The following is a 25,594-nucleotide window of genomic DNA, read 5'->3' as shown; positions in this document are numbered from 1 at the left end:
CGCAGCCTCAAATACATTTAAAGTAATCAAAGGGTTCGCGGCAGCTGTCGCAGCGATACAGCGCTTTACAGGCCGTGGAACCGAATTCACTGATCAGCGAGGTATGGGTGCTGCCGCAGCGCGGACACACCACATCCTTCGGCATCTCGTCGGCATGGCAGGCGTGGGCCTGCGGCGGGCTGATACCGTACTGGCGCAGACGCTCGCGGGCATCCGGGCTCATCCAGTCGGTGGTCCACGGCGGGTCGAGCTGCAGCACGATATGCACCGGCGTATAGCCGTGCTCCGCCATCACCGTCCGAATTTCACCCAGCAGGTGTTCGGTGGCCGGGCAACCCGAGTAGGTTGGCGTAAAGCCAATCACCCAGCCGTCGCCGTGACGCTCAACGCGGCGCACCATGCCGAGGTCGGTAATGGTCAGCACCGGGACTTCCGGGTCTGGAATGGCGCTTAACAATCCCCAGACGGTACGAACCTCCGGGGGGGCGATTGCGGCGAGACGTTGCATAGCCACCTCCTGCTACCACTGCTGGCCGGGATACGACCGCTGTAAATACTGCATCTCTGCCAGCATCGGCCCGAGATGTTCGCTGTGCAGCCCCTGCTTGCCGCCGCGACGGAACGCCGCTTCTTCAGGGATGTGCAGACCGGCATCGAGCAGCGCGGTGTGTACCGTGGTCTGCCATTCGGCCTCTAATTCGCGTGGGTCAACGGCGATGCCCTGCTCGCTCAGGCTGATATCCAGCTCGTCGGCCATAAACAGCTCGCCGGTGAAGCGCCACAGGTTGTTGACCGCCTGCTGCATTAACTGCGTGGAGTACTCGGTGCCGTTACCCAGACGCTCCAGCCAGCCGCGGCTAAAGCGCAAGTGATAACGCACCTCTTTCAGCCCTTTGGCGGCGATGGCGGCAATCTGCGCATCGCGGCTGTTGACCAGGCGGCTGAACAGCGCCACGTGCCAGGCATCGATAAAAAACTGACGGGCGATGGTGTCGGCGAAGTTGCCGTTCGGCTGTTCGACCAGCAGCACGTTGCTGAACTGACGTTCATCGCGGCCAAAGGCCAGCGTATCTTCGTCGCCGCTGCCGTTCAGTTCGGCGGCGTAGCTCAGGAAGTTGCGCGCCTGACCCAGCAGGTCGAGGCCGATGTTGGCCAGCGCCAGGTCAATTTCCAGCTCCGGCGCGTGGCCGCACCAGGCGCCTAAACGCTGGGCCAGCACCAGGCCGTTATCGCCAAGACGCAGTGCGTAGGTTGCAACGGGGTTTTGCGTGTTCATCGTTGCCTCACATATGTTCCATGCCGTCTGGCACGGTGTAGAAGGTCGGGTGGCGATAGACCTTGCTCTCGGCAGGATCGAAAAACTCACCGCTTTCTTCCGGCTGTGAAGCGACGATTTCGCTCGCCTTCACCACCCAGATAGAGCAGCCTTCGCTGCGGCGGGTGTAAGCATCACGGGCATTTTCCAGCGCCATTTGATCATCGGCGGCGTGCAGGCTGCCTACGTGACGGTGCGACAGACCCTGTTTGCTACGGACAAACACTTCGTATAACGGCCAGTATGTTTTGCTCATTCTTTTTCTCCTCAGGCAGCATCGCGAGCGCGTTGTTTTTCAGCATGAGCCAGCGCGGCTTCGCGCACCCATGCCCCCTCTTCCCAGGCTTTGCGCTTGGCGCCCAGACGTTCGTGGTTACAGATGCCACGCCCGTTGATGACTTCATTCAGTTCCTGCCAGTCGATTTCGCCGTAGCGATAGTGACCGGTGGCCTCATCCAGCTGCAGGTCAGCGTCCGGCACCTTCATGCCGAGGATGTCGACCTGCGGAACGGTGTTGTCGACGAAGCGCTGGCGCAGTTCATCGTTGGAATGCAGTTTGATTTTCCACGCCATGCTGCGGGCGCTGTTCGGCGAGTTGTCATCGCTCGGCCCGAACATCATTAATGCCGGCCACCAGAAACGGTTGATGGCGTCCTGCAGCATCTGACGCTGCTCTTCACTCCCCGCCGCCAGCGCCATACAGGCTTCAAATCCCTGACGCTGGTGGAAGCTCTCTTCTTTGCAGATTTTGACCATCGCCCGGGCATACGGGCCGTAGGAAGTACGGCACAGCGCCACCTGGTTGACGATCGCCGCGCCATCGACCAGCCAGCCGATCACGCCGATATCCGCCCAGGTGAGCGTTGGGTAGTTAAAGATGGAGGAGTACTTCATCTGCCCGTCGAGCATCTTCTGGTAGATATCTTCACGGGCGCAGCCAAGCGTTTCCGCCGCGCTATAGAGGTAGAGGCCATGCCCGGCTTCGTCCTGCACCTTCGCCAGCAGAATCGCTTTGCGGCGAAGCGTTGGGGCGCGGGTGATCCAGTTGCCTTCCGGCAGCATGCCGACGATTTCCGAGTGCGCATGCTGGCCAATCTGGCGGATCAGCGTCTTGCGGTACGCGTCCGGCATCCAGTCCTGCGGTTCGATGGCGGTATCCTGCGCGATGCGCTGGTCAAAGCGTTGTTCTTCTGTTGTCATGTCATCACCTTATGATTCCGATAAATTCAACAAATCAATTTTTGTGAATCATGTTGTTTTATAAAAGTTACATCTTAGTTAAATAAAACCACAAATTTTGTTTGTGAATTTTGTGATGCGCACCGCAATCCCCGTTGATTTATCGCAGTGAAACCGAATCATAATCAATACACGTAAAGTGTCTGCGATCGCATTGTTAATAAATTATTAAAATCAGGCTTGCTTTTCATGATTCAGAAAAGAACTATTAAAGGCAGGTTTACGTAACATATCTGGAGAAACACCATGCAGCAGTTAGCCAGCTATTTGTCCGGCACCTGGCAAACCGGCCGGGGCCGTGCCCGCACCATTCACCACGCCATCAGCGGCGAACCGCTGTGGGACGTGACAAGCGAAGGGTTGGATATGGCGCAGGCGCGTCGCTTCGCTATTGAGCACGGCGGCAAAGCGCTTCAGGCGATGACCTTTATTGAACGCAGCGCGATGCTGAAAGCGGTCGCTAAACATCTGATGGAGCTGAAGGCCGATTTCTACGCTATCTCCGCTGAGACCGGCGCCACGCGCGGCGATAGCTGGGTGGATATCGAAGGCGGTATCGGCACCCTCTTCACCTACGCGAGCCTGGGCGGCCGCGAGCTGCCGGACGATGTGCTGTGGCCGGAAGACGAGCTGATCCCGCTGTCCAAACAGGGCGGCTTTGCCGCTCGTCACGTGCTGACGTCAAAGTCCGGCGTCGCGGTGCACATCAACGCCTTTAACTTCCCTTGCTGGGGCATGTTAGAGAAGCTGGCACCGACCTGGCTTGCCGGGATGCCTGCGATTATCAAACCAGCCACCGCCACCGCCCAGCTGACTCAGGCGATGGTGAAAGCGATTATCGACAGCGGCCTGGTGCCGAACGGCGCCATTAGCCTTATCTGCGGCGGCGCGGGCGACCTGCTCGACCACCTCGACAGCCAGGACGTGGTGACCTTTACCGGCTCGGCGCATACCGGGCAGCAGTTGCGCGTGCATCCGAATCTGGTGGCGAAGTCTGTCCCCTTCACCATGGAAGCGGACTCGCTGAACTGCTGCGTGCTGGGCGACGATGTCACACCAGAACAGCCGGAATTTGCGCTGTTTATCCGTGAAGTCGTGCGTGAGATGACCACCAAGGCCGGGCAAAAATGTACCGCTATCCGCCGCATTATCGTGCCGCAGGCACAGGTAAAAGCGGTGAGCGACGCATTAATAGCCCGTCTGCAAAAAGTGGTGGTCGGCGACCCGGCGCAGGAAGGCGTGAAGATGGGTTCGCTGGTCAACAGCGATCAGCGTCAGGACGTGCAGGACAACGTTAACCGTCTGGTGGAAGCCGGTTGCGAGGTGCTGCTGGGCGGCAACGCGGATCTCAGCGCCGCCGGGGCCTTCTTCCCGCCAACGCTGCTGTTCTGCGCGCAGCCGGATGAGGTTTCAGCGGTACATGCGATTGAAGCCTTTGGCCCGGTTGCCACCCTGATGCCGTATCAGAATACCGAACATGCGATGACGCTGGCCCGCGCAGGTGAAGGTAGCCTGGCAGGCACGCTGGTAACGGCAAGCGGCGAGCTGGCGCGCGAGTTTATCCTCGGTGCAGCTCGCGCTCACGGACGTATTCAGGTGCTGAACGAAGAATCCTCAGCAGAATCCACCGGCCACGGTTCCCCGCTGCCGCAGCTGGTACACGGCGGCCCGGGACGTGCGGGCGGCGGCGAAGAGCTGGGCGGCCTGCGCGCGGTGAAACATTACATGCAGCGCACCGCCATTCAGGGCAGCCCAACCATGCTCGCCGCGGTTAGCCAGCAATGGGTGCGCGGCGCGCAGGTGGTGGAAGACCGTATTCACCCGTTCCGTAAGTACTTCGAAGAGATCCAGCCGGGCGATAGCCTGCTGACCCCGCGTCGTACCCTGACCGAAGCGGACATCGTCAACTTTGCCTGCCTCAGCGGCGACCACTTCTATGCCCATATGGACAAGATTGCCGCAGCCGATTCCATTTTCGGCGAGCGCGTGGTGCACGGCTACTTCCTGATTTCCGCAGCGGCCGGTCTGTTTGTTGACGCGGGCGTCGGCCCGGTTATCGCCAACTACGGTATGGAAAACCTGCGCTTTATCGAGCCGGTTAAGCCGGGCGACACCATCCAGGTGCGCCTGACCTGTAAGCGTAAAACGGTCAAGCGCCAGCGCAACGCCGAAGAGAAAGCCACTGGCGTGGTGGAATGGTCGGTGGAGATTTTCAATCAGCATCAGCAGGCGGTAGCGCTGTACTCGATTCTGACGCTGGTTGCGCGTCAGCACGGGGATTTCCCAGCGTAAGGTCTCGATGTGCAGCCGACGCCGGGAATGCCCCACATGAAAACCCAATGCCTCTGCGGAGGCATTTTTTGTAACTGGCAAAACTGACAAACAACCTGGCAAGCGCAAGCAAACGCTTCGTGACGTTCCGCTGTTAGCTTAAGAGACTGAAGCCGAAGTAGCAGCGGCAAGGCACAACATAACGATAAAATGAGGTCACAATGTCAAAAGGCTCGATTCGTTCAAACCGTAAAACAGCGCTGGCGCTGGCCGTCGCCCTGTTCTGCGCCTGGCAAGCTCCGGCCTTCGCCCACGGCGGCGAAGCGCATATGGTTCCAATGGACAAAACCCTGCAGGATTTCGGCGCGGACGTTCAGTGGGATGACTACGCACAGATGTACACGCTGATTAAAGACGGCGCGTTCGTGAAGGTAAAACCGGGCGCGAAAACCGCCATCGTCAACGGCAAAACCCTGAACCTGCAGGTGCCGGTAGTGATGAAGGACGGTAAAGCGTGGGTGTCAGATACCTTTATCAACGACGTTTTCCAGTCTGGTCTCGATCAAACCTTCCAGGTTGAGAAAGTGCCTCACCCGCTGAACTCGCTCTCTTCCGCTGAAATCAGCGAAGCGGTCACCATCGTGAAGGCCGCACCAGAGTTCCAGCCAAACACTCGCTTTACCGAAATTTCCCTGCACGAGCCGGACAAACAGGCGGTGTGGGCATTCGCCTTAAAAGGCACCCCAGTTAACGCCCCGCGCACCGCCGACGTGGTGATGCTGGATGGCAAACACGTGATTGAAGCCGTGGTTGACCTGCAGAACAAAAAAGTCCTCTCCTGGAAACCGATTAAAGACGCGCACGGCATGGTGCTGATTGACGACTTCGTCAGCGTGCAAAACATCATCAACGCCAGCACCGAATTTGCTGACGTGCTGAAAAAACACGGTATCAAAGACACCACCAAAGTGATCACCACCCCACTGACCGTCGGCTACTTCGACGGCAAAGATGGCCTGAAACAGGACGCGCGTCTGCTGAAAGTGGTGAGCTATCTGGATACCGGCGATGGCAACTACTGGGCGCACCCGATCGAAAACCTGGTGGCGGTGGTTGACCTTGAGCAGAAAAAAATCATCAAGATTGAAGAAGGCCCGGTGATTCCGGTGCCGATGGAGTCCCGTCCGTTTGATGGCCGTGACCGCGTCGCTAAATCGGTGAAACCGCTGGATATCATCGAGCCGGAAGGCAAAAACTACACCATCACCGGCGATATGATCCACTGGCAGAACTGGGACTTCCACCTGCGCCTGAACTCCCGCGTGGGGCCAATTCTCTCCACCGTGACCTATAACGACAATGGCACCAAGCGCCAGGTGATGTACGAAGGATCGCTGGGCGGGATGATCGTGCCTTATGGCGACCCGGACGTGGGCTGGTACTTCAAAGCGTATCTGGACTCCGGCGACTACGGCATGGGCACCCTGACCTCGCCAATCGCGCGCGGCAAAGATGCGCCGAACAACGCCGTGCTGCTGGATGAGACCATTGCCGACTACACCGGTACGCCAACCACTATTCCTCGCGCCGTGGCAGTATTCGAACGCTACGCCGGGCCGGAATATAAGCACCAGGAGATGGGCCAGCCGAACGTCAGCACCGAGCGTCGTGAACTGGTGGTTCGTTGGATCAGTACCGTGGGTAACTACGACTACATCTTCGACTGGGTATTCCACGAAAATGGCACCATCGGCATCGATGCCGGGGCGACCGGTATTGAAGCGGTTAAGGGCGTGAAGGCGAAGACCATGCACGACCCAAGCGCCAAAGACGATACCCGTTATGGCACGCTGATCGACCATAATATCGTCGGCACCACCCACCAGCATATTTACAACTTCCGCCTCGACCTCGACGTGGACGGCGAAAATAACAGCCTGGTGGCGATGGACCCGGAAGTGAAGCCGAACACATCTGGCGGCCCGCGTACCAGTACCATGCAGGTGAACCAGTACACCATCGACAGCGAGCAGAAAGCGGCGCAGAAATTCGACCCAGGTACGATTCGTCTGCTGAGCAACACCACCAAAGAAAACCGTATGGGTAACCCGGTCTCCTACCAGATTATCCCTTACGCTGGCGGTACACACCCGGCAGCAACCGGCGCGAAGTTTGCCCCAGACGAGTGGATTTACCACCGCCTGAGCTTTATGGATAAACAGCTGTGGGTGACCCGTTATCATCAGGAAGAGCGCTATCCGGAAGGGAAATACCCTAACCGTTCCGTGCACGATACCGGCCTCGGCCAGTACGCGAAGGATAATGAGTCACTGACCAACCACGATGATGTAGTGTGGATCACCACCGGCACCACCCACGTGGCGCGCGCCGAAGAGTGGCCGATTATGCCAACCGAGTGGGCCCACGCGCTGCTGAAACCGTGGAACTTCTTTGACGAGACCCCGACGCTGGGCGAGAAGAAGAAGTAAGTTGTGATGTAAGACGGCCTCAGAGATGAGGCCGTTTTTTTATGCCCTGAGCAGCGTCTGGGCTATATTCGATTGTAGCCCGGCCAAGCGCAGCGCCGCCGGGACCGCACCCAATGTCAACCCGTTAAACTTTTGTTTTCCCGCCGTTCTAAAATACGCTATCGTCATCCTCAATCTGGCACCGCCCAGCCGCATAGCAACGGCACCGCCCTGCGCTATGGATCCATTGCTTATACCCACGAGGTTAGTCATGCAGCAGCATGTCAGATTTGGCCGTATCGCGGCCGTGCTCCCCGTTAAAGATATCCAGCTTGCCAAAGCGTTCTACGTTAATGGACTCAATTTTGACGTCGTTTTTGAAAACGGCGACCCAGTGGGGTTTGTGATATTGAAGCACGAAGAAGCGGAGCTGCATTTGACGCTCCAGCCGCAGCACAAAGCGGCGGTCTTTCCTATCGCTCACCTGCTCGTTGATGACGCCAACGCCCTGTACGCCCGTTGCCAAGCGTTAGGGGCGAGGATCGTCAAAGGGATTCAGGATAAGGATTACGGTATTCGCGCGTTTGTGTTTGCTGACCCGGATGGGAATCGGATAGACGTCGGGGAGATTATTGGGGAATAACGGTGTAGGTAGCCCGGCCTTCCCACTAGTTCAACTTCGCCGCCATCAACGCGTTGTACAGCGGCATTTTGAGGTGCTGAAAGGGATGGTGATTGAGGAGGAAAGGACAGTTTTGAATTATTTACTTACCCACCTTTGATAATCAAATAATCAATTGAATTCTAATTGTTTTATATGTCATCACTCCAGCTCTCGACACCTGCCCTAACATTCCCCCCCAATAATTTAATTGTTTTTTGTGTTGCTCCACCCCTATAATGAGTAAGTACTTACGCTTTTATTGATTTCCCTAATTATTGATGTGAAAAACCAGATCTGGGCTCACAGACCGACTGGAGAAGTGACATAACTCACTGGAGAATTTATGAAACAAATCAAACTTGGCAATACGGGTCTTCAGGTCAGCCGCCTGGCTCTTGGTTGTATGAGCTTTGGTACCCCGGCCCTTCAAGGCACGTGGACGCTGGAAGAAGAACAATCAAAACCATTGATCAAGCAAGCCCTTGATCTAGGCATTAACTTCTGGGATACCGCAAACGTTTATGGGTATGGCTCATCAGAAGAAATTATTGGCCGCGCTATCAAAAAATATACACGACGCGATGATATCGTGCTGGCAACCAAGTTGTATTTCCCGATGCACGCAGGTCCTGGAGGCGGTGGGTTGTCACGTAAAGCAATCATGGAGCAGGTCGACGCTTCGCTGATACGCCTGGGAACTGACTATATTGACCTGTATCAGATTCACCGCTTCGATCCAATGACGCCTATCGAGGAAACAATGGAAGCCCTGCATGATGTGGTCAAGGCAGGTAAGGCCCGTTACCTCGGAGCCAGCTCAATGTGGGCATGGCAATTCTCCAAAATGCAACATATCGCCGAATGCCACAACTGGACAAAGTTTGTCTCAATGCAGCACCAGTACAATCTTGTACAACGCGAAGAAGAGCGTGAAATGTTTGGACTGCTCAGCGATCAAGGTATTGCGTCTCTGCCATGGAGTCCACTCGCAGCCGGTCTCGTTGCACGCCCATGGGGAGCAAGCAGTTCAACCCGCTCACAGGAGAATCCGGCTACCGATCAACATGGCAGACCGCTTTACCTGGCAAGTGATAAAGCCACTGTCGATGCAGTTGAAGCCATTGCCGCAGATCGGGGCGTATCGATGGCGACGATTGCGATGGCATGGTTGCTGAACAAACCAGGGGTCACATCGCCAATTATTGGGGCGACGAAAGCCAAACATCTGGAAGATGCTGTTGCATCAATCGATATTCAGCTTGAACCAGAAGAAATGTCGAAGCTAGAACAAACATACACACCTCGTTTACCTACGTATTTTTAATTTCATCAACCACAGGTTCCCGACGAGCCTGTCTGAACACCCATACAGAACATCGCTATCCAGTACCGATGTAGTTGTCCTTTGACAGGCAAATGAGAAATGAAAAGTAACTTATCCGGAGCGGAAAATAATAAAAAAGCCCCTCCCTCACGAAAATTTTCTTTTAGACTAATGAAGAAGAAATTAGCGGCAATGACGGGAGTAATAGCAGTGGCGTTATTATGTAATTACTGTGCCGAAAAGACTCCGAACTATGCTGGTTCTCCACAATTCCATGATGGTACATTCAAGAATGTGAACCCAAGACAAGTCGTGGGTACGGTAGAGGATATTAAGGTTCTGTGGAACTTTACTTTCAACAAACCCCCTCATACTGAACCCACAAACCCGCTTCCGGTCCAGACTCTATCCACTGAACGTCTGTTACAGAGTCCCGACAACTCGGTATTCAGGCTGGGTCATTCATCTTTGCTTCTGAAAATGAAGAACAAATACTGGTTAACTGACCCGGTATTCAGTAAAAGAGCATCTCCGGTCCAGTGGCTGGGTCCTAAGCGCTTCCAGGATACACCGATCACTATTGATGAATTACCTGAGATTGAAGGCGTGCTGATTTCTCACGACCATTATGATCATCTGGATTACGATTCGATTATGCGCCTCAAGGATAAAACCCGGTATTTCCTGGCACCATTAGGTGTTGGTGATTTACTCCGTTCCTGGGGTGTCCCGGCTGAAAAAATAATCCAGCTGGACTGGTGGCAGGGTTACAGTATCGACGGGATTCAGTTCGTATCCACGCCTGCTCAGCATTTTTCAGGCCGCGGCCTGTTCGACAGCAATAAAAGATTGTGGACGTCCTGGAGCATTGTCTCTGATAACTTCCGGCTCTTTTTCGGCGGGGATTCTGGCTACTTTGACGGCTTCAGTAAAATTGGTGAAGCCTATGGACCTTTTGATATGGCCTTCCTCGAAACAGGCGCTTACGATCCAGGCTGGAGAGATATCCACATGCTTCCGGAAGATACGATTAAAGCATTCAGGGATCTTAAGGGAAAATGGTTGTTCCCTATCCATAATGCCACCTTTGATTTGGCTTTCCATACCTGGGATGCGCCGTTCAACAGCATTGTGACTCTGGCAAGCCAGCAGGGCGTTTCGTTATCCACACCAGAGATTGGTGAGGGGGTAACGTTCCTGAAACCATCCGTTGAAAAACAATGGTGGAAAGCTAGCGAAATAGGAAAATAACCGCGATCAAAAAGAGGCCGATGGCCTAATGCTGGTCACTTAAGCCGGGCAGCGTGGTTTGTAACTTAAAGGGCTGCTCTTTAACCGTGATAGACTCAACGCTGACCGGTGATGTCTCTTGGGCACCAGTGGGAGCTACATCACAACCGGCAAGGATCAGTGGAAATAGTGCAAAGGCTATTATTTTTCGCGCGGAAACAAATCTGAGTAAATCAATATTAGTGGTGTTAGTGCTGAAAATAATCATTGTACCGAGTCCTGTAAAATCCGAATAAAAGACTAAAACCGCAAGCTTAATATGCGCGCAAACTCAGTCCACGTCTGACATCAGATATAGATAAGGTCATAAAGATAATGAAATGGCATGAGTTAAATAATACGCATCAACTCTCCCATTGATGTAACCCATTAATCATCGATAATTTAATTACTGAATGACGTGCAGCAACTACCCTGCTGTAAAACTAGCAAATGAAAAACTCAACATATATCAATGCATTTTAATCAAAGTGAAATAAAAACCACCCTGTAATAATAATGAGATCATTACAGGGTGATAATGCTATTTCATCAATTTCCAGAACACAGAAAATCCAGCTTCTTTATAGGCTTCAGCATTTTCAGGATCTTTAGTCGCAAACTTTACTGTTGAATCGGCGAGTGACTGAAAAACAGAGTCTGCGAAATCTCTGCTGATACCAGAGAATATAGGGCTCTGGACGAACGCCTCATCTACTCCCATGTCAGGGAAGTACTCTGCTGATTTTTGTTTTAATTCAGGAGTGATAAGATCACCAATATCTAGATGACTCAACGTAATATTGGCCGCAGGCTTTTTTACTCCCCATGAAATGTAACTGAACCATAAAAACCGGGCTCGTTGCTCAAGGGATGCAGACGGCGAGAAACCGTTCGAGAGATAAGCACACAAATCTTTTTTCAGATATAGGTAAAGTTCATTGATTAACTCATCTTTACTTGGAAAGTAACGGAACAATGTTCCTTCCGATAATCCCGCCTGTTTTGCAATCATTGCCGTGGACGCACTTAGCCCACGTTCAGCAAAACACACGCTTGCCGCTTCCAGTATTGCCAGTGCTTTTTCTTCACTACGAGGTCTTGCCATTTCACGTAAACCTGTAAATAAGGAATCCTGAGGATTCAAATTTAATAAAGAAGTATTCACTCATTATAAAGAAACACCTCTTTGTTGCAACCAAATCCCCGCAACAGATGCCAGTGCTGAACTGGCATCTGTCAGGAAGCTTTACTTGAGATAGGTCCGGTAGAACTTAGTCAGTTGCTTAACGGCAGAGTCAACATATTCAGGTTTGTCGTAAAGGTCAAAATGTGATGCTCCTTCCAGAACCAACAGATCTTTATGTTTTGATGCCGCCCGCTGGTACAAATCGTGACCGTCCTTATTAGAACCAAAGGCCCCTTGTTTGCTGCCGACGATAATCTGCAATGGCTGGGTCAATAACGAGTCAGATAAATAGAAAGCATCAAAGGCAGTGACGGCATCCATTCCATTGAAACGCATCTTGTTTTGCCAGTTAGGAACGGCACCTCTTTCCGTGCGATAGTACTGCCAGGCTTCCCGTAAATCGATGTCATCAGAGGTTTTATACTCATCAGGAATGAAGGGAACAATCATCGGTGACTCTCCCTTAGCTTCGGCGGTACGCTGTTTCGCAACCGCTTCAAGAGAAGCAATCGTGGCCTCTGCTCCACCGGCACGCATCTCTCGACCAGCGTTTACCGGCACAACGACGCCGACTGCTTTGATACGGCGCTCGGTCATTGAGGCGCTGACTGAATATCCCCCACCGGCGCAGATGCCCAGTACACCAATATTGTTTTCATCCACATACGGCTGGCTCACCAGATAATCAACCGCAGCTCGAACGTCCTCAACTCGAGCAATAGGGTTCTCCTGATAGCGAGGTTCCCCGCCACTTTCCCCCTGGTAGGAAGCATCCATAGTGATTGTGACGTAACCCGCTTCCGCCATCTTTTGCGCATAGAGACCCGCAGTTTGTTCTTTCGTACCGCCCGCAGGTGGAACCGTAATAATCGCTGGATATTTATGTGTATTATCAAACCCTTCTGGGTAGCGGATGTTAGCCGCCAACGTTATACCCAGGTGATTAATAAAGCTTACTTTTTTGACCACTACCTCTGTCTGAGCGCTGTTCGCCGTCCCAACAGACATGATTGTTATCATGGCGAATGCACATAAGGCGCTGATACTGCTCTTTATACTCATATCTACTCCTGCGTCTGGTTTGTCAGGGCCCGACCGCAGGTTTTTGCAGGTCTGATGCCATCGAAGATGGGTGGAGTTAATGCCATTCGTCGGCAGTCACAATCCAATAATGCGTAAGTACTTACTCATTATAATCGAATGTGAGAAATTTAAACAAAAAGAATCGTCCCCACCAATCCCCTCCGACACCATAATCTATTTTCATTTCTGCGATCCCCCTTCCAGCCCCCACTATTGCCCAACCCCATTAACCGCTGTACCCTATCGTTGTACCTGCAAAATCAGGTACCGGGATTAGCCTCCTGACCTAACTTCATCGAGAAACGTGCGCATGTCGTTCGCACAGTCACCATCTCAATGGTGGGCCAGCGGGGCGTCGAAAGATGCACCGGTATCGATGAGTCGGTCGTTCTAACCCCATCTGATTTGGCCACCAATGAGAGAGAAAAATCACTCATCGGAGGCTGCCCCATGGCAACACCCCTCACCCCAACTACCGTACCCGATTTCACCCACTGCGAGTTTTACTCCTTCGTAGAAGGCCGCGCCGTTCACCTTGGCGGAGATTGGCTCGCTCAGGCCGGATTTATCGACGGCATGCCCGTTAAAGTCCGCGTGATGAAAGATTGCATTGTGATTACCCCGCAGAATACCCGCGAACTATGGGGCTGTATTGAAGGCATGAGCGTGGCGAAAATCAACCAGCGGAAAGTGAAAGCCTGGCTGAAGACCTTTCCTGGCGCGTTGAATGATTCCGGCGATATTCCGGCAATCAAGCGCAGTAAATCCGGTGGCAAATTCCAGGGATAATCGTAGCCCGGCCGAGCGGCGCGACGCCGGGAATTTCGCGGATGGGACAAAAATGCCTGATAGCGCTCCGCTTATCAGGCCTATCTTTTGCAATCAGCCGTCACGCTAAAGATTTCACCGGTTTCTGGTAGGTCAGAGAGACGCTCGGATTGAGTAAAATGGTCTACAAAAACCTGATGGCGCTTCCCTTTACCCATATGGAAATTTTGACGTGATTGATTTCATTAATTTTAACCACCGCCATCAACAACTCACTGCGTTACTACCACCCACTCAAAATGTGGCTGAATATGTGGTAGCCGGATTAACCATTCGCTGCGTTGAACCGGAAAGCACCGTCGAGGATGTGCTGCTCGTTTATCACGGCGGTGGCGTCAATTCAGATGCGGGTTACGATATCCTTGCACACCAGATAAGCCATCGCGGGTCGGTGTGTACCTGCCTTATCGATATCCGTGGGCACGGGCGATCGTTGGGTCATAAAGGGCGCGTTGCGCATCCGCAGCAGGTCTGGCGGGATGTCGACACGGTGCTTGAACATGTACACGAAAAGTTCCCCCGGGCCTGGGTTCATCTGCTGGGCCATTCCAGCGGCGGGGGAATGCTGATCAATTATTTTACGCGCTACACCCCATCGCAAAAAAGTGACAGCCTGATTTTACTGGCCCCTGAATTGGGGCCTTTTGCGCCAGCCAATATTCACAATAGAACGTCGGTTCCCTTCGCGTCGGTAAGTCAGTGGCCTTTCATACTCAATGCACTCAGTGGCGGATTACTGTGTGGCGACCGTTTCGCCGTTACGCTGAATTTCCCCACAGCGGTGATGTTATTAAGGCCTGAATTTGTTCAGCGCTACAGTGTGAATATGGCAAATGCGTTAACACCGCGTCAGCCCGCAAAACAAATGGCCGCATTGCCACTCCCAGTCACGGTTCTGATTGCCGAAAAAGACGAGTTATTTGATGCAGGCCAGATGTCAGAGTTTATCGAAGGATGCGGCAACCCGAATTTACGCACCAGGATGATTGCGCGCAGTAAACACCTGGACTCTATTTTTGATGCCAATGAAGAAATTCATCAGCATTTGAAGCGGTGTAGGGATTTGGCTCCAGGTCGGTAGAAATTAACCAGACGGTAATGGGCAATTCCCGCAGCCTGTCGGTTTTGCTACACAGGTTGTCACCTTTGCGTCGGTAATCCCTATGCTGATTGAGCAGGATAAAGGAAGACCAACGCAAAGGAGAGACACCATGCTGCAAGCCCCATCGCAAAAATATTCCCCCCATATCCCTATTGCCCTGCCTGACCGCCAGTGGCCAGACAAACAGCTGACTCACGCCCCGCGCTGGCTTTCTACCGACCTGCGTGACGGTAATCAGGCGCTGGCGGAACCGATGGACTCGATTCGAAAATTACGTTTCTGGGAACTGCTGCTCAAATGTGGTTTCAAGGAGATTGAAGTGGCCTTTCCCGCCGCGTCGGAGACGGATTTCCAGTTTGTTCGCCAGCTGATTGAGGACAAACTGATACCCAAAGACGTCACAATTCAGGTGTTAACGCAGGCACGTAGCGACCTGATTGAACGCACCTTCGCGGCGCTGGATGGCGCGGATAGCGCGACGGTGCACCTGTATAACGCCACTGCCCCCCTTTTCCGTGAACTGGTGTTCCGCCAAAGCAAAGCCGAAATCATCCAACTGGCAGTCAGCGCGACGCAGAAAATTCGTGCCCTGTGCGAAGCCAATCCGCAGACCCGGTGGCGTTATGAATATTCTCCGGAAACCTTCTGTTTTACCGAGCCCGATTTTGCGCTGCAAATTTGTGAAGCGGTAGCGGATGTCTGGGAGCCTTCCCCGGAAAGGCCAATGATCATTAACCTGCCTGCGACCGTTGAGGTGAATACCCCGAACGTGTACGCCGATCAGATTGAGTATTTTTGCCGCCACTTTTCTCGACGCCACGCCGTCTGTATCAGCGTGCACCCGCATAATGATCGCGGCTGCGGCATCGCGAGCGCGGAACTGGCCATACTCGCCGGCGCCGACCGCGTAGAGGGGTGTCTGTTTGGTAACGGTGAACGGACCGGGAACGTTTGTCTGGTCACGCTAGCCATGAACCTTTACAGCCTGGGGATCTCCCCGCAGCTTGATTTTAGCGATATGAAGCACGTCGTCGAAGAGGTCGAACAATGCAACCAATTGCCAGTCCATCCCCGTCATCCTTATGCGGGTAAGCTCGCCTTCACCGCGTTCTCCGGCTCACACCAGGACGCGATTAAAAAAGGTTTTACGGCTCGGGCGCAATCCGCTTCTGAGCGCTGGGAGATGCCCTACCTTCCCGTTGACCCGAACGATATTGGCTGCAGCTACGAAGCAGTTATTCGCGTGAATAGCCAGTCGGGGAAAAGCGGTGCGGCATGGATATTAGAACAAAATCACGGTCTTAAATTACCGCGCCGCTTGCAGCAGGACTTTAGTCATCACGTTCAGATGCAGACCGACAGCGATGGTCGTGAGATGACGCTGGCTGATATCTGGCTGTTGTTCCGTAAGATCTATATTCACCATCCATCGCCCGAGTGGCAACTGCTGGAATACCAGAGTGAGAGTCTGGAAGACGGTGGAACGTCGCTGCGGGCTCGCGTTCAGACCGCAGAAGGCATCATCTCGTTAAATGGCAAAGGGAATGGGTTACTTTCTGCGGCTGCCGATGCGCTGAAATCACGGTGCAACATTGCCTTCGCCATTGAAGACTATCATGAGCATACCCTTGGCAGGCATAACGAAAGTCGTTCTGCGGCGTATATTTGCTGTACCTTCGCTGATGGCGAAAGCCGCTGGGGGGTGTGCATCAACAACGATGTTGCGCGGGCGTCATTGCAGGCATTGCTTAATGCATTGCCCCTTGCTCAGCGTGACTGAAAGTAATCACTTGGGGACGCGCCCAGAATACGACGGAACATCGCACTGAATGCGCTGTGGCTCTCATAGCCAAGCTCCAGAGCCACACGCAAAACCGATTGCCCCTGGGCAAGATAGTTAAGCGCAATCATCAGTTTTGCCCGCCGCACCCACTCGCTGAATGAAAGCCCCGTTTGTTTCTGGAAATGCCGTAACAGCGTTCTCTCACTCATGTTGAGCTGGGCCGCAGCCATGGCGGCGGTCCAGGGCTTACCGGGTTCGTTCTGAATCTGCTGACACAGCGTCTGCAGTGCCGGGGTTTTCGGTTCCGGAAGGTTAAACGGCAGTACGTTCATCACGCGGATCTCATCAAGGATCAGTTCGTAAATGCGTTCTTCCCGCGTGCCGGCATGGTAATGCGCGGGTAATGACAATGAATTGATGATCAACTCTCGCAGTAAGTCTGAAATCTGAACAACCTGACACACTGAAGGTAAGTCAGCGCGGGCGAAAGGGTCGATAAACAACGTTCTGGCTGCCACGTTCCCCGTAATTTTCAGACAATGATGTGTCCCTGCTGGCAACCATACGCCCCGACTCGGCGGGACAATCCAATATCCCTGCTCTGTTTCTACCCTCACCACACCGCTCAGCGTGTGCAGTAGCTGGGCACAGTCGTGGCGGTGCCAGGGTTCCGTCGCGCCATGGGGGTAATCATGGGCAAAAGGAACCAGCGGGCGCGTAGAGAAGTCAAACTGGGGGCTTGTTGTCATCGTTTTATTTCTAAATAAAAAATGAAAGTAACATAGAAAATAGTGGCTGTGGCTGTTCTTTCATTAGCATTCCCCCGAGGTCTTGATGGGCCATTGACTAACGGGTCGTCAACTTCCAGGATTTATTCCTCCGGCTCCACCCGAACATCCATCAGAATGTACTGCCCCGCCTTACGGGCGTATTGATCGATCAAAGGAACCAGTCGGGTGAAATGCTCGCTGGCACAGTGCGCATCGAGCGCTTCCCGGTCTGGCCACTCTTCAATAAAAATAAAATGCCCCGGATCTTTTTCATCCCGGTACAGATCATAAGCAATACATAGAGGCTCTTGCTTCGTTGCCGCGATAAGCTCGCGGTACAAAGGAAGCACGATGTCGATGCACTCGGGGTTGATAAAATCTTCGGCGATAACCTTTAGCATGCGAACTCCTTTATTAAAATGACGTGTCATGTCTACACATTTTCCCTGCAACACCGCCCCATAACTGATACACTGGATATAATCACAGTGCAAGGGGCAAATAATGGCCGTTGAAATAAAATTTGTTGTCGTAAGAAAAGGTGAAGAGAAAATGACATTTGCCAGTAAGAAAGAGGCTGACGCTTACGACAAACTGCTCGACATGGCAGAAGCGTTCACTGATTTGCTGCTGCAAAGCGGTACGTCAATGGATGAAACACAGGCTGAGGATCTTGGTATGTATCTCGCCGAGCAGAAAGTGGCCGTGCAGCATATTCTGCGCACCAGCAAACTGCCTGAACTCGGAGCACCAGTTGAAACCGATGAACCAGAGTCAGATACCGCTGGCAGTAAGAAAATCAAAGCTGTAAAAGCCGCTTAAATACCCGCACACAGCATCGTAGCCCGGCCGAGCGGAGCGACGCCGGGGTTGGCGCTGTGGTAGATAGTTTTTGATTGGAGGTGCAGTTTTTTGTCTATGTGCTTGCCCCCTCACCCTATCCCTCTCCCCACGGGGGAGAGGGAACGGTTGGGCAGATTAATAGCGTACGCAGACTGACTTCGTTTCACACCAGTCATTCAACCAGTCCGGCCCAAAATCACGCCCGGTGCCCGATTGCTTCATGCCGCCAAACGGCAGGTTGGCATCAATCAGCGTGTGGCTGTTGACCCATACCGTACCGGCCTGCAGTCGGTCGGTGTAGTTCAGCGCTTGCGTCAGGTCACGAGTCCAGACGCTGGCGGTCAGGCCAAAGTCGCTGTCGTTGGCGAGGCGCAGCGCCTCTTCGCCGTCGGCGACGCGCACCAGGTTCACCACCGGGCCAAACACCTCTTCGCGGGTTAAGCGCAGGTTAGCGTCCGGGTTGATAACCAGCGTTGGCGGAATGTAGAAGCCCTGGGCATCCGGGCCAACGTTGCCGGTAATCAACTCGGCGTTCTGCTTGCGAGCATCGTCCAGATAAGCCGCCACTTTGGCGCAGTGCGCCTGTGAAACCACCGGGTTAATCTGGGTGGTCTCCAGCATCCCTGGCCCCACCTGCAGCGATTTCACCGCCTGTTCGAAGCCGCTGACCAGCGTGTCGAACAGCGGCGCTTCAATGTAGATACGCGAACTGGCGGCACACACCTGCCCCTGGTTGAGGAAGCTACCGGTCATCAGCCCTTCGATAACCCAGGCCGGGTCGGCGTCTTTCAGCACGATAGCCGGGTTTTTGCCACCCAGTTCCAGCGTCACGCGGGTAAGTCTGTCGGCGGCCACGCGGGCGATCTGTTTACCCGTCGCGGTAGATCCGGTAAAGCTCACTTTTGCCACATGTGGGTGTGAGGTTAATGCCGCGCCGCACTCGGCGCCGCTGCCGGTCACCACGTTGAATACACCTTCCGGTACGCCCGCTTCGATGGCTAATTCAGCCACGCGCAGCAGCGTCAGCGGCGTGGTTTCCGACGGTTTGATGACGATAGAACAGCCCGCAGCCAGCGCTGGCATCACCTTCCACATACCGATCATCAGCGGGAAGTTCCACGGCACGATGCCCGCGACAACGCCGACCGGCTCTTTTTTAGTCCACGCCTGATAGCGCGCGCCCTGCGGGAACGGAATGGAGACATCCAGCGTGCGGCCGCTGATTTTAGTGGTCAGCCCGGCGGTGTAGCGCATCCAGTTCAGGGTGCAGCCCACTTCGAAGGCGCGGGAAATGTTGATTGATTTACCCTGTTCCAGCGTTTCCAGCTGAGCCAGTTCTTCGCCGTTCTGCTCAACGAGGTCAGCAAAGTGCAGCAGAATACGTTCGCGCTCGGCTGGCGTACGCCCGGCCCAGCTGCGGGAGACAAACGCGCGCCATGCGGACATCACCGCACGGTCGACGTCCGCCGCGTTGGCGTCCGCGGTGGAGGCAATCGCCTTGCCCGTTGCCGGGTCCCAGACGGTGAGACGTTTTTCACTCTGCGCCGCCTGCTGCGCGCCATCAATAAACAGGCCATGCTGACGGTCTAAAAACTGCTGCACGCTCGGGAGCAGTGCTACCTGTGATGAGGACATATCGTCTCCTTATTCTTCGCGGTTAGTCATTTCAGTCTACGGCGGGTCTGGAGATCGCGCTTTTGTCTCTGTGACATTCGCTTGTGCGGCTGTGACAGAGACCGCAATTAAACAGATTGCTCTGGCAGAAATGTGCAACAGGTAATAGTTCTTTCATATATTCCCCTGCCAACCCTTGTTAAAGGCAACATAAATGCAACAATGCAAAAACATTTTCATTGCAGAGATGGCGTATGGCAGCGGTAAATGGCGGTGAGACATATCAGGCGTGGCTGGCGAAAATCAATCAGGTGTGCGGTCATTTCGCCGCGCGGCCGTTGGATGGCGACTTTCATGGTGAGATAGACACCAGCTATGCGGGCAGCCTCAAGCTCAGCACCGTGACCACTCGCAACGTCAATCTGTTCCGCACCCGCCAGGAGATCCGCAGCGGTAACGATGCCTGGTTCTACACCGTGTTTCAGCTTGCGGGTCAGGCCAATATTGAGCAGGACGATCGTCAGGTACGGCTGGAAACCGGCGATATGACGCTGATCGATGCCTCACGCCCCTGCTCAATTCTCTGGCAGCAAACCTCTCGTCAGGTCTCGCTGTTGCTGCCCCGCCAGCTGTTGGAAAGCCAGCTACGCGGCAGCGGAATAAGCGTCGCTACCCGTCTTGATAAATCCTTGCCGATGGTCCAGCTTAGCCAGCGCCTGCTGCATGAGAGCATGAGTAGCCCTCAGCTTTCCGCAAGCGAGAGCGAAGCGGCGCTGGATGCCATGGTGTGCCTGCTGCGCCCGATGCTGCATCAGCAGGAGGTTGCCCCGTCCCGGCGCGAAAAGCAGTTTCAGAAGATTATGGCGCTGATTGACGATGCCATTCAGGAAGAACATCTGCGCCCGGAGTGGCTTGCCGATGAAACCGGCATGTCGGTAAGGAGCCTGTACCGACTGTTTGCCGATAAGGGCCTGGTGGTGGCGCAGTACATCAAAAACCGCCGTCTGGATCTCTGCGCGAAGGCGCTACAGAGCGCGCCAGACGACGAAAAGCTGGCCGGAATCGGCTATCGCTGGGGGTTCAGCGACCACAGCCACTTCTCCACCGCCTTCAAGCAGCGGTTCGGTGTTTCGCCGGGCGAATACCGCAAGCGTGGTCGCTAAACGAAAATCAGATCAATTATCTTCCACCAACTGTGACACATCGCTGCTGTTAATTTCACGTGCGTTGCCGTCCTGATCGGTGTAGCTGGTCATGCCGGTCTCTTTATCGAGCTGCGGTTTTCCCTGCGTGACAATCGTCTGGCCGCTTTTGGTGGTCATCACGTAATTAGTGGTACAGCCCGTCAGCGCCAGCAGCATTGCCCCTGCGCACAGGAAATATAAAGGCTTTTTCATCTTCTCTCCGTTCATTGTCCCCGCCAGCGGCAGGGTTAAGTCGGCGTATTGTATGCCTGATACAGAGAAACGGGGTATCGACGGGATGTAACAGAAGATAACGTGATGATTTCCGGGAGGTCGGCTGACCTCCCGGCGTGTCGCTTACAGCGCGATACGAATCACATCATCAGGCGCGGTGGCCTCTTTCTGACGGGTAGATTCCTGCTTCACGCTAACGTACAGCGTTTTACCATCAGCGGAGAGCATCAGGCTATTTGGGAAGGTTGGGGTTTTGATGGTTTTGGTGACTTTATAGTCTTTCGCATCAATCACCGTCACGGTGCCCGCTTTACGCTGGGTCACGTAAACTTCGTTACGAACCGGGTTAAACAGCACTGCCAGCCCTTCCTGGGTATCCACCTTCGACAGCACTTTGCCATCTTTCAGGTTTACCACCAGCAGTTCCGGCTGTTTGGAGTCGGTGATAAAGGCACGCTGACCGGCTTTATCCAGGCTGATGTTGATATAGAAGTGCTCTTTGCCATCGTCCTGCAGTTTCTGACGGGTCAGAATTTTGTTGCTCGCGGTATCGATGGTGACCAGTTCGCCGTCACCGTTGGTCACGTACAGGCGCTGTTTATCCGCATCGACCGCCAGGCCTGTGCCGAACGTGCCAGTACCGGTGATGGTGGTTTTCAGCGTCAGCTTGTCGCCGTCGACAACCCAAACGGAGCTGCCGTCTTTGCCAATACCGGTGATGTAGACGGTATTGGTTTTCTCATCTACCGCCAATTCACGCGGCTGCAGTGGCTTAACCGTTTCGCTGCGCTCACGGCCATCCAGCACCAAGCGGCCTTTCACATCGCCGGTTTTAGCGTCAATCGCAGTCACGGCACCGTTGATGGTGTTACCAAACCACAGGGTCTGAGTCTGGTTATTCAGCGTCGCACCAAACGGTTTGAGATCGTTATGGATAACCTGCGTCACTTCCAGAGTAACCGGGTCGAGACGATAAACAATACCGCCCTTATCGGTTTTACGGCTTTGTGAGGTGGCCAGCCACAGCGCGTTTTCCTGCTGGCTGTAGGCCATTTCATATGCCCCTTTCCCGACCGCTTTACGCAGCATTTCATCTGCAGCATGCGCGCTAAAGCTCCCCGCCAGCAGGAAAGCACTCAGTAACAGAGAACGGCGCAGACGCGGCGCGGACAATTGACGTAATGGCATGACGACTCCCTTTGATGAACGTAGTTATTTCTGCTGCACATCGCTTCTGGCTCCGTAGCGTCGTAGCGCTACGTTTTGTAGATGCGAATAGTAATCATTAATTTATGTAATGTGGAGCTTTTATTACGCTCAGCAACCAAATAGTTGCTATTTCATCACCTGAAATTAACGATTTATGCTGCTAAAGTTTTCAATATATTTACAAAAGTATTAACCTATTCGGGTCTGTTCCATTTGGTACATTTTGCGAGTTTTTCATGAAAATCATCACCGTACGCTCAGTAACGCTGCCAGCGCTGCTGTTGCCGCTTGTTTTTTCTCCTTTTTCCTGGGCCAATGATGAACAAACGTTAATCGTTACCGCCGCACCGCAGGCGGTCTCCGAACTGGATACCCCCGCCGCCGTGAGCGTGGTCGATGGCGAAGAGATGCGTCACGCCGCGCCGCAGGTTAACCTTTCTGAATCGCTGGGCGCCGTACCGGGCTTACAGGTGCAAAACCGCCAGAACTACGCGCAGGATCTCCAGCTCTCTATTCGCGGTTTTGGCTCCCGCTCGACCTTTGGCGTGCGCGGCATTCGTCTGTATGTTGACGGTATTCCGGCCACCATGCCCGACGGCCAGGGGCAAACCTCGAATATTGATATCGGTAGCGTGGATCACGTCGATGTGCTGCGTGGCCCCTTCTCCGCCCTCTACGGCAACGCCTCCGGCGGCGTGGTTAACGTCACCACCCAGACCGGGAAGCAACCCACCACGGTTGAAGCCAACAGCTATTACGGCAGCTACGGCACCTGGCACTACGGTATGAAGGCCAGCGGTGCGGTGGGCGACGGCACCCACACGGGTGACGTTGACTATACGGTGTCAACAAATCGATTCACCACTCACGGCTACCGCGACCATAGCGCGGCGCGCAAGAATCTCGCCAACGCTAAGCTCGGCGTGCGGATTAACGACGTCAGTAAGTTGACGCTGTTGTTTAATACTGTCGATATTAACGCTAACGATCCGGGCGGGCTGACCAAGAGTGAAATGGAAGCCGACCGCCAGCAGTCGCCGCGCGGCGATCAGTACAACACGCGTAAAACCGTGAAGCAGACTCAGGCGGGCCTGCGTTATGAACGCCAGCTCAGCGAGCAGGACGACCTGAGCGTGATGATGTACGCCGGAGAGCGTCAGACCACGCAATATCAGTCAATTCCCGCAGTGGCGCAGCAGAACCCGGCTCATTCCGGCGGCGTAATCGACCTCGACCGCCACTATCAGGGCATCGATACCCGCTGGACGCACCGTGGTGAGCTGTTTATCCCGGTGACCTTCACCACCGGTTTGAACTACGAAAACATGAACGAGAAGCGCCGGGGCTACGAAAACTACATCATGAACGGCACCACGACAGAGTATGGCGAGAAAGGTAATTTACGCCGTAACGAGCGCAATCTGATGTGGAACGTCGACCCGTACCTGCAAACCCAGTGGCAGCTCACCGAGAAGCTGACGCTGGATGCAGGCGTACGCTATAGTTCCGTGTGGTTTGACTCCAACGACCACTACGTCACCGCCAAAAACGGCGACAGCAGCGGTGATACTAGCTACCACGAATGGCTGCCTGCGGGATCGTTAAAGTACGCAATTACCGATGCATGGAACGTGTATGCCAGCGCGGGTCGTGGCTTTGAAACCCCCACCATCAGCGAGCTATCTTACCGTTCCACCATGACCAACGGGCTGAATCTGGATCTCAAACCCTCCACCAACGAGACCTATGAGATCGGCAGCAAAACGCGTATTGGCAACGGCCTGCTTAGCGCCGCACTGTTCCAGACCGATACCACCAATGAGATCGTGACCGACAGCAACATCGACAGCCGTGCCAGCTATAAAAATGCCGGTAAAACCCGCCGTCAGGGTGCCGAACTGGCTATCGATCAGCAGTTCGCCGAAAACTGGCGCGCCAAAGCCGCGTGGACCTGGCTTAACGCCACCTACCGCACCGACGTCTGTGGTGACGGCAGCTGTAACGGCAACCGTATTCCGGGCATCGCGCGCAATATGGGCTTCGCCTCGCTGGGCTATGAGCCAGAAAGCGGTTGGTACGCGGGGGCCGACGTGCATTACATGGGCGATATTATGGCGAACGATGCCAACACCGCCCGCGCGCCGTCATGGACCGTCGTTGGCCTGAACACCGGCTACAAGTTCAACCTCAGCAACTGGACGCTGGACGTTTTCGGGCGCGTGGATAACCTGTTCGACCGCGAGTATGTTGGCTCGGTTATCGTGAATGAAACCAACAAACGCTACTACGAACCGGCACCGGGCCGTAATTACGGCGTCGGCGTAAATGTCGCATGGCGTTTTGAGTAATAAGCGAAACGTTTCCGGGACAACCCGGAAACGTATTTTCAGAAAGGACGTTAATGGCGATACTGCTGTTTTAAGAAGGAGGTCGATTCATCAATAATTTGTGATATCGCCGAATAACTCGCCGAGGAGTCTCTTTTTTCCAGCGCATTCAGTAATGATGCATACACATTTTGATGCTGAAACGGTTCTACTGAATTTAAATATAAATAATGAAGACTCGGCCCCGCTCGTACCCATAATTGTTCAATCATCGTCACCAAGGTTGGCATTTCCGCATAGTCGTAAATCTTAAAGCGAAATTGATAATTGGTTTGCAGCATGAGGGTAACATCCCCTGCTGCTTTAGCCTCATGGAAAGCGTTAGAGAGGCGGTTTAATTCACCCATTCTTTCTGTGGTTATATTGATTGCCGCAGCGGCAGTCGCCATTCCTTCGAGGTTTTTACGAATCTGATTAATTTCAAGATAGCCTGAATTAGTCAGCACCGGCACCATAAAGGCCTGTGCAGGCGCCGCCTGCAGCGCGCCTGAGGAGACCAGTCGCAGCAGCGCTTCTCGCACCGGCGTAATACTGATCCCCTAGTTCACGGCAATTTCACGCGTGACGAGCCGTGCGCCAGGTTTTAACGCGCCGACAACCAGCGCATTCTTGATATTATTCTCAATTTGCTGCGTCAAACTGACACGTTGTGCTTTAGCAAAATCCAGCATATTTATTATAACTCCGCGCTTTTATTTACCCAGACTATTTATAATTAATAGCTGGCGTTTTATTTTTTGCGCAGGAAATACGATATATATTTTTTGCGAAGTAGTTTTCAGCATAATTAATAGAAGATGAATCATCGCCAAACACCC

23 protein-coding genes and 1 pseudogene are annotated in these 25,594 nt (G+C 53.8%); 11 read left to right on the top strand and 13 right to left on the bottom strand.

Annotated elements, in window-relative coordinates; all coding sequences use genetic code 11:
• Positions 1-7 precede the first annotated feature (7 nt).
• Genes paaD through paaA form a run of 4 tightly spaced genes read right to left on the bottom strand, consistent with a single transcriptional unit; the run spans position 8 to position 2,515 of the window.
• Positions 8-508 (bottom strand): 1,2-phenylacetyl-CoA epoxidase subunit PaaD, encoded by a 501-nt coding sequence (gene paaD, locus AB2B48_RS05680; RefSeq protein ID WP_185666263.1) that lies wholly within the window; start codon positions 506-508, stop codon positions 8-10.
• A 12-nt stretch (positions 509-520) separates the two neighbouring features.
• Positions 521-1,276 (bottom strand): 1,2-phenylacetyl-CoA epoxidase subunit PaaC, encoded by a 756-nt coding sequence (gene paaC / locus AB2B48_RS05675; protein ID WP_368301058.1) that lies wholly within the window; start codon positions 1,274-1,276, stop codon positions 521-523.
• A gap of 7 nt (positions 1,277-1,283) precedes the next feature.
• Entirely contained in the window at positions 1,284-1,571 is a 288-nt protein-coding gene (gene paaB / locus AB2B48_RS05670) for a 1,2-phenylacetyl-CoA epoxidase subunit PaaB (RefSeq protein WP_368301057.1), read from the bottom strand.
• A gap of 11 nt (positions 1,572-1,582) precedes the next feature.
• Positions 1,583-2,515 (bottom strand): 1,2-phenylacetyl-CoA epoxidase subunit PaaA, encoded by a 933-nt coding sequence (paaA, locus tag AB2B48_RS05665; RefSeq protein ID WP_333010812.1) that lies wholly within the window; start codon positions 2,513-2,515, stop codon positions 1,583-1,585.
• Positions 2,516-2,800: 285 nt separating this feature from the next.
• On the opposite strand from paaA, the gene paaZ reads away from it, so the two are divergent.
• The 5 genes from paaZ to AB2B48_RS05640 all read left to right on the top strand — a co-directional run bounded on the left by paaZ (position 2,801) and on the right by AB2B48_RS05640 (position 10,532).
• Complete coding sequence (gene paaZ / locus AB2B48_RS05660) at positions 2,801-4,846, top strand: phenylacetic acid degradation bifunctional protein PaaZ (protein ID WP_368301056.1); 2,046 nt, start codon at positions 2,801-2,803, stop codon at positions 4,844-4,846.
• Between the two features lie 200 nt (positions 4,847-5,046).
• Entirely contained in the window at positions 5,047-7,314 is a 2,268-nt protein-coding gene (tynA, locus tag AB2B48_RS05655) for a primary-amine oxidase (protein WP_368301055.1), read from the top strand.
• Positions 7,315-7,564: 250 nt separating this feature from the next.
• Complete coding sequence (locus tag AB2B48_RS05650) at positions 7,565-7,936, top strand: VOC family protein (protein WP_368301054.1); 372 nt, start codon at positions 7,565-7,567, stop codon at positions 7,934-7,936.
• 364 nt (positions 7,937-8,300) lie between these two features.
• Positions 8,301-9,281 carry an aldo/keto reductase gene (locus AB2B48_RS05645; protein WP_368301053.1) on the top strand — a complete coding sequence of 327 codons (981 nt, stop codon included), beginning with the start codon at positions 8,301-8,303 and terminating at the stop codon, positions 9,279-9,281.
• Positions 9,282-9,380: 99 nt separating this feature from the next.
• On the top strand, positions 9,381-10,532 hold the full coding sequence (locus tag AB2B48_RS05640) for an MBL fold metallo-hydrolase (protein WP_368301052.1): 1,152 nt from the start codon (positions 9,381-9,383) through the stop codon (positions 10,530-10,532).
• Between the two features lie 25 nt (positions 10,533-10,557).
• Here the strand turns inward: AB2B48_RS05640 and AB2B48_RS05635 are convergent, their stop codons facing one another.
• The 3 genes from AB2B48_RS05635 to AB2B48_RS05625 all read right to left on the bottom strand — a co-directional run bounded on the left by AB2B48_RS05635 (position 10,558) and on the right by AB2B48_RS05625 (position 12,801).
• Complete coding sequence (locus AB2B48_RS05635) at positions 10,558-10,779, bottom strand: hypothetical protein (protein ID WP_368301051.1); 222 nt, start codon at positions 10,777-10,779, stop codon at positions 10,558-10,560.
• A 315-nt stretch (positions 10,780-11,094) separates the two neighbouring features.
• On the bottom strand, positions 11,095-11,718 hold the full coding sequence (locus tag AB2B48_RS05630; protein WP_368301050.1) for a TetR/AcrR family transcriptional regulator: 624 nt from the start codon (positions 11,716-11,718) through the stop codon (positions 11,095-11,097).
• Positions 11,719-11,799: 81 nt separating this feature from the next.
• Positions 11,800-12,801 carry an alpha/beta hydrolase gene (locus tag AB2B48_RS05625; protein WP_368301049.1) on the bottom strand — a complete coding sequence of 334 codons (1,002 nt, stop codon included), beginning with the start codon at positions 12,799-12,801 and terminating at the stop codon, positions 11,800-11,802.
• A gap of 357 nt (positions 12,802-13,158) precedes the next feature.
• Here AB2B48_RS05625 and AB2B48_RS05620 point away from each other — a divergent pair, with 357 nt between their 5' ends.
• The 3 genes from AB2B48_RS05620 to leuA all read left to right on the top strand — a co-directional run bounded on the left by AB2B48_RS05620 (position 13,159) and on the right by leuA (position 16,532).
• On the top strand, positions 13,159-13,611 hold the full coding sequence (locus AB2B48_RS05620; protein WP_368301048.1) for a SymE family type I addiction module toxin: 453 nt from the start codon (positions 13,159-13,161) through the stop codon (positions 13,609-13,611).
• 211 nt (positions 13,612-13,822) lie between these two features.
• Positions 13,823-14,731 carry an alpha/beta fold hydrolase gene (locus AB2B48_RS05615; protein ID WP_368301047.1) on the top strand — a complete coding sequence of 303 codons (909 nt, stop codon included), beginning with the start codon at positions 13,823-13,825 and terminating at the stop codon, positions 14,729-14,731.
• Positions 14,732-14,861: 130 nt separating this feature from the next.
• On the top strand, positions 14,862-16,532 hold the full coding sequence (gene leuA / locus AB2B48_RS05610) for a 2-isopropylmalate synthase (RefSeq protein ID WP_368301046.1): 1,671 nt from the start codon (positions 14,862-14,864) through the stop codon (positions 16,530-16,532).
• On the opposite strand, the gene AB2B48_RS05605 is transcribed toward leuA, so the two are convergent.
• A complete protein-coding gene (locus AB2B48_RS05605) occupies positions 16,520-17,284 on the bottom strand; it encodes an AraC family transcriptional regulator (RefSeq protein ID WP_368301045.1) in 765 nt (254 codons plus the stop codon). The genes leuA and AB2B48_RS05605 overlap by 13 nt on opposite strands.
• A gap of 122 nt (positions 17,285-17,406) precedes the next feature.
• On the bottom strand, positions 17,407-17,706 hold the full coding sequence (locus tag AB2B48_RS05600; RefSeq protein ID WP_368301044.1) for a putative quinol monooxygenase: 300 nt from the start codon (positions 17,704-17,706) through the stop codon (positions 17,407-17,409).
• A gap of 103 nt (positions 17,707-17,809) precedes the next feature.
• Between AB2B48_RS05600 and AB2B48_RS05595 the strand changes: the two genes are divergently transcribed.
• Positions 17,810-18,127, top strand: coding sequence for a YebG family protein (locus tag AB2B48_RS05595; RefSeq protein ID WP_185666237.1), 318 nt, complete (start codon positions 17,810-17,812; stop codon positions 18,125-18,127).
• Positions 18,128-18,283: 156 nt separating this feature from the next.
• Here the strand turns inward: AB2B48_RS05595 and AB2B48_RS05590 are convergent, their stop codons facing one another.
• Positions 18,284-19,783, bottom strand: a complete 1,500-nt coding sequence (locus AB2B48_RS05590) for an aldehyde dehydrogenase family protein (RefSeq protein ID WP_368301043.1) — start codon at positions 19,781-19,783, stop codon at positions 18,284-18,286.
• Between the two features lie 233 nt (positions 19,784-20,016).
• Here AB2B48_RS05590 and feaR point away from each other — a divergent pair, with 233 nt between their 5' ends.
• Positions 20,017-20,925 (top strand): transcriptional regulator FeaR, encoded by a 909-nt coding sequence (feaR, locus tag AB2B48_RS05585; protein ID WP_220440022.1) that lies wholly within the window; start codon positions 20,017-20,019, stop codon positions 20,923-20,925.
• 12 nt (positions 20,926-20,937) lie between these two features.
• Here the strand turns inward: feaR and AB2B48_RS05580 are convergent, their stop codons facing one another.
• Positions 20,938-21,159, bottom strand: coding sequence for a YgdI/YgdR family lipoprotein (locus tag AB2B48_RS05580; protein ID WP_185666233.1), 222 nt, complete (start codon positions 21,157-21,159; stop codon positions 20,938-20,940).
• Positions 21,160-21,303: 144 nt separating this feature from the next.
• Positions 21,304-22,368 carry a YncE family protein gene (locus AB2B48_RS05575; protein WP_185666232.1) on the bottom strand — a complete coding sequence of 355 codons (1,065 nt, stop codon included), beginning with the start codon at positions 22,366-22,368 and terminating at the stop codon, positions 21,304-21,306.
• A gap of 257 nt (positions 22,369-22,625) precedes the next feature.
• Here AB2B48_RS05575 and pqqU point away from each other — a divergent pair, with 257 nt between their 5' ends.
• Positions 22,626-24,737 carry a TonB-dependent receptor PqqU gene (gene pqqU / locus AB2B48_RS05570; protein ID WP_368301042.1) on the top strand — a complete coding sequence of 704 codons (2,112 nt, stop codon included), beginning with the start codon at positions 22,626-22,628 and terminating at the stop codon, positions 24,735-24,737.
• A gap of 50 nt (positions 24,738-24,787) precedes the next feature.
• Here pqqU and AB2B48_RS05565 read toward each other — a convergent pair.
• A pseudogene (locus AB2B48_RS05565) lies at positions 24,788-25,447 on the bottom strand (GntR family transcriptional regulator).
• Positions 25,448-25,594: the final 147 nt, after the last annotated feature.

Source organism: Kluyvera sichuanensis, assembly GCF_040930405.1.
GTDB classification, from domain to species: Bacteria; Pseudomonadota; Gammaproteobacteria; order Enterobacterales; family Enterobacteriaceae; genus Kluyvera; species Kluyvera sichuanensis.
This window is presented reverse-complemented; position numbering and strand designations above follow the sequence as displayed.

Bases quoted from the DNA above. Each gene is read 5' to 3' on its own strand.
- AB2B48_RS05645 (WP_368301053.1), top strand. From the start codon at position 8,301: ATGAAACAAATCAAACTTGGCAATACGGGTCTTCAGGTCAGCCGCCTG.
- paaB (WP_368301057.1), bottom strand. From the start codon at position 1,571: ATGAGCAAAACATACTGGCCGTTATACGAAGTGTTTGTCCGTAGCAAA.
- paaD (WP_185666263.1), bottom strand. From the start codon at position 508: ATGCAACGTCTCGCCGCAATCGCCCCCCCGGAGGTTCGTACCGTCTGG.
- AB2B48_RS05590 (WP_368301043.1), bottom strand. From the start codon at position 19,783: ATGTCCTCATCACAGGTAGCACTGCTCCCGAGCGTGCAGCAGTTTTTA.
- AB2B48_RS05625 (WP_368301049.1), bottom strand. From the start codon at position 12,801: ATGAGTATAAAGAGCAGTATCAGCGCCTTATGTGCATTCGCCATGATA.
- AB2B48_RS05640 (WP_368301052.1), top strand. From the start codon at position 9,381: ATGAAAAGTAACTTATCCGGAGCGGAAAATAATAAAAAAGCCCCTCCC.
- tynA (WP_368301055.1), top strand. From the start codon at position 5,047: ATGTCAAAAGGCTCGATTCGTTCAAACCGTAAAACAGCGCTGGCGCTG.
- AB2B48_RS05575 (WP_185666232.1), bottom strand. From the start codon at position 22,368: ATGCCATTACGTCAATTGTCCGCGCCGCGTCTGCGCCGTTCTCTGTTA.
- paaA (WP_333010812.1), bottom strand. From the start codon at position 2,515: ATGACAACAGAAGAACAACGCTTTGACCAGCGCATCGCGCAGGATACC.
- leuA (WP_368301046.1), top strand. From the start codon at position 14,862: ATGCTGCAAGCCCCATCGCAAAAATATTCCCCCCATATCCCTATTGCC.
- AB2B48_RS05620 (WP_368301048.1), top strand. From the start codon at position 13,159: ATGGTGGGCCAGCGGGGCGTCGAAAGATGCACCGGTATCGATGAGTCG.
- feaR (WP_220440022.1), top strand. From the start codon at position 20,017: ATGGCAGCGGTAAATGGCGGTGAGACATATCAGGCGTGGCTGGCGAAA.
- AB2B48_RS05595 (WP_185666237.1), top strand. From the start codon at position 17,810: ATGGCCGTTGAAATAAAATTTGTTGTCGTAAGAAAAGGTGAAGAGAAA.
- AB2B48_RS05605 (WP_368301045.1), bottom strand. From the start codon at position 17,284: ATGACAACAAGCCCCCAGTTTGACTTCTCTACGCGCCCGCTGGTTCCT.
- paaC (WP_368301058.1), bottom strand. From the start codon at position 1,276: ATGAACACGCAAAACCCCGTTGCAACCTACGCACTGCGTCTTGGCGAT.
- AB2B48_RS05650 (WP_368301054.1), top strand. From the start codon at position 7,565: ATGCAGCAGCATGTCAGATTTGGCCGTATCGCGGCCGTGCTCCCCGTT.
- AB2B48_RS05580 (WP_185666233.1), bottom strand. From the start codon at position 21,159: ATGAAAAAGCCTTTATATTTCCTGTGCGCAGGGGCAATGCTGCTGGCG.
- AB2B48_RS05600 (WP_368301044.1), bottom strand. From the start codon at position 17,706: ATGCTAAAGGTTATCGCCGAAGATTTTATCAACCCCGAGTGCATCGAC.
- AB2B48_RS05635 (WP_368301051.1), bottom strand. From the start codon at position 10,779: ATGATTATTTTCAGCACTAACACCACTAATATTGATTTACTCAGATTT.
- paaZ (WP_368301056.1), top strand. From the start codon at position 2,801: ATGCAGCAGTTAGCCAGCTATTTGTCCGGCACCTGGCAAACCGGCCGG.
- pqqU (WP_368301042.1), top strand. From the start codon at position 22,626: ATGAAAATCATCACCGTACGCTCAGTAACGCTGCCAGCGCTGCTGTTG.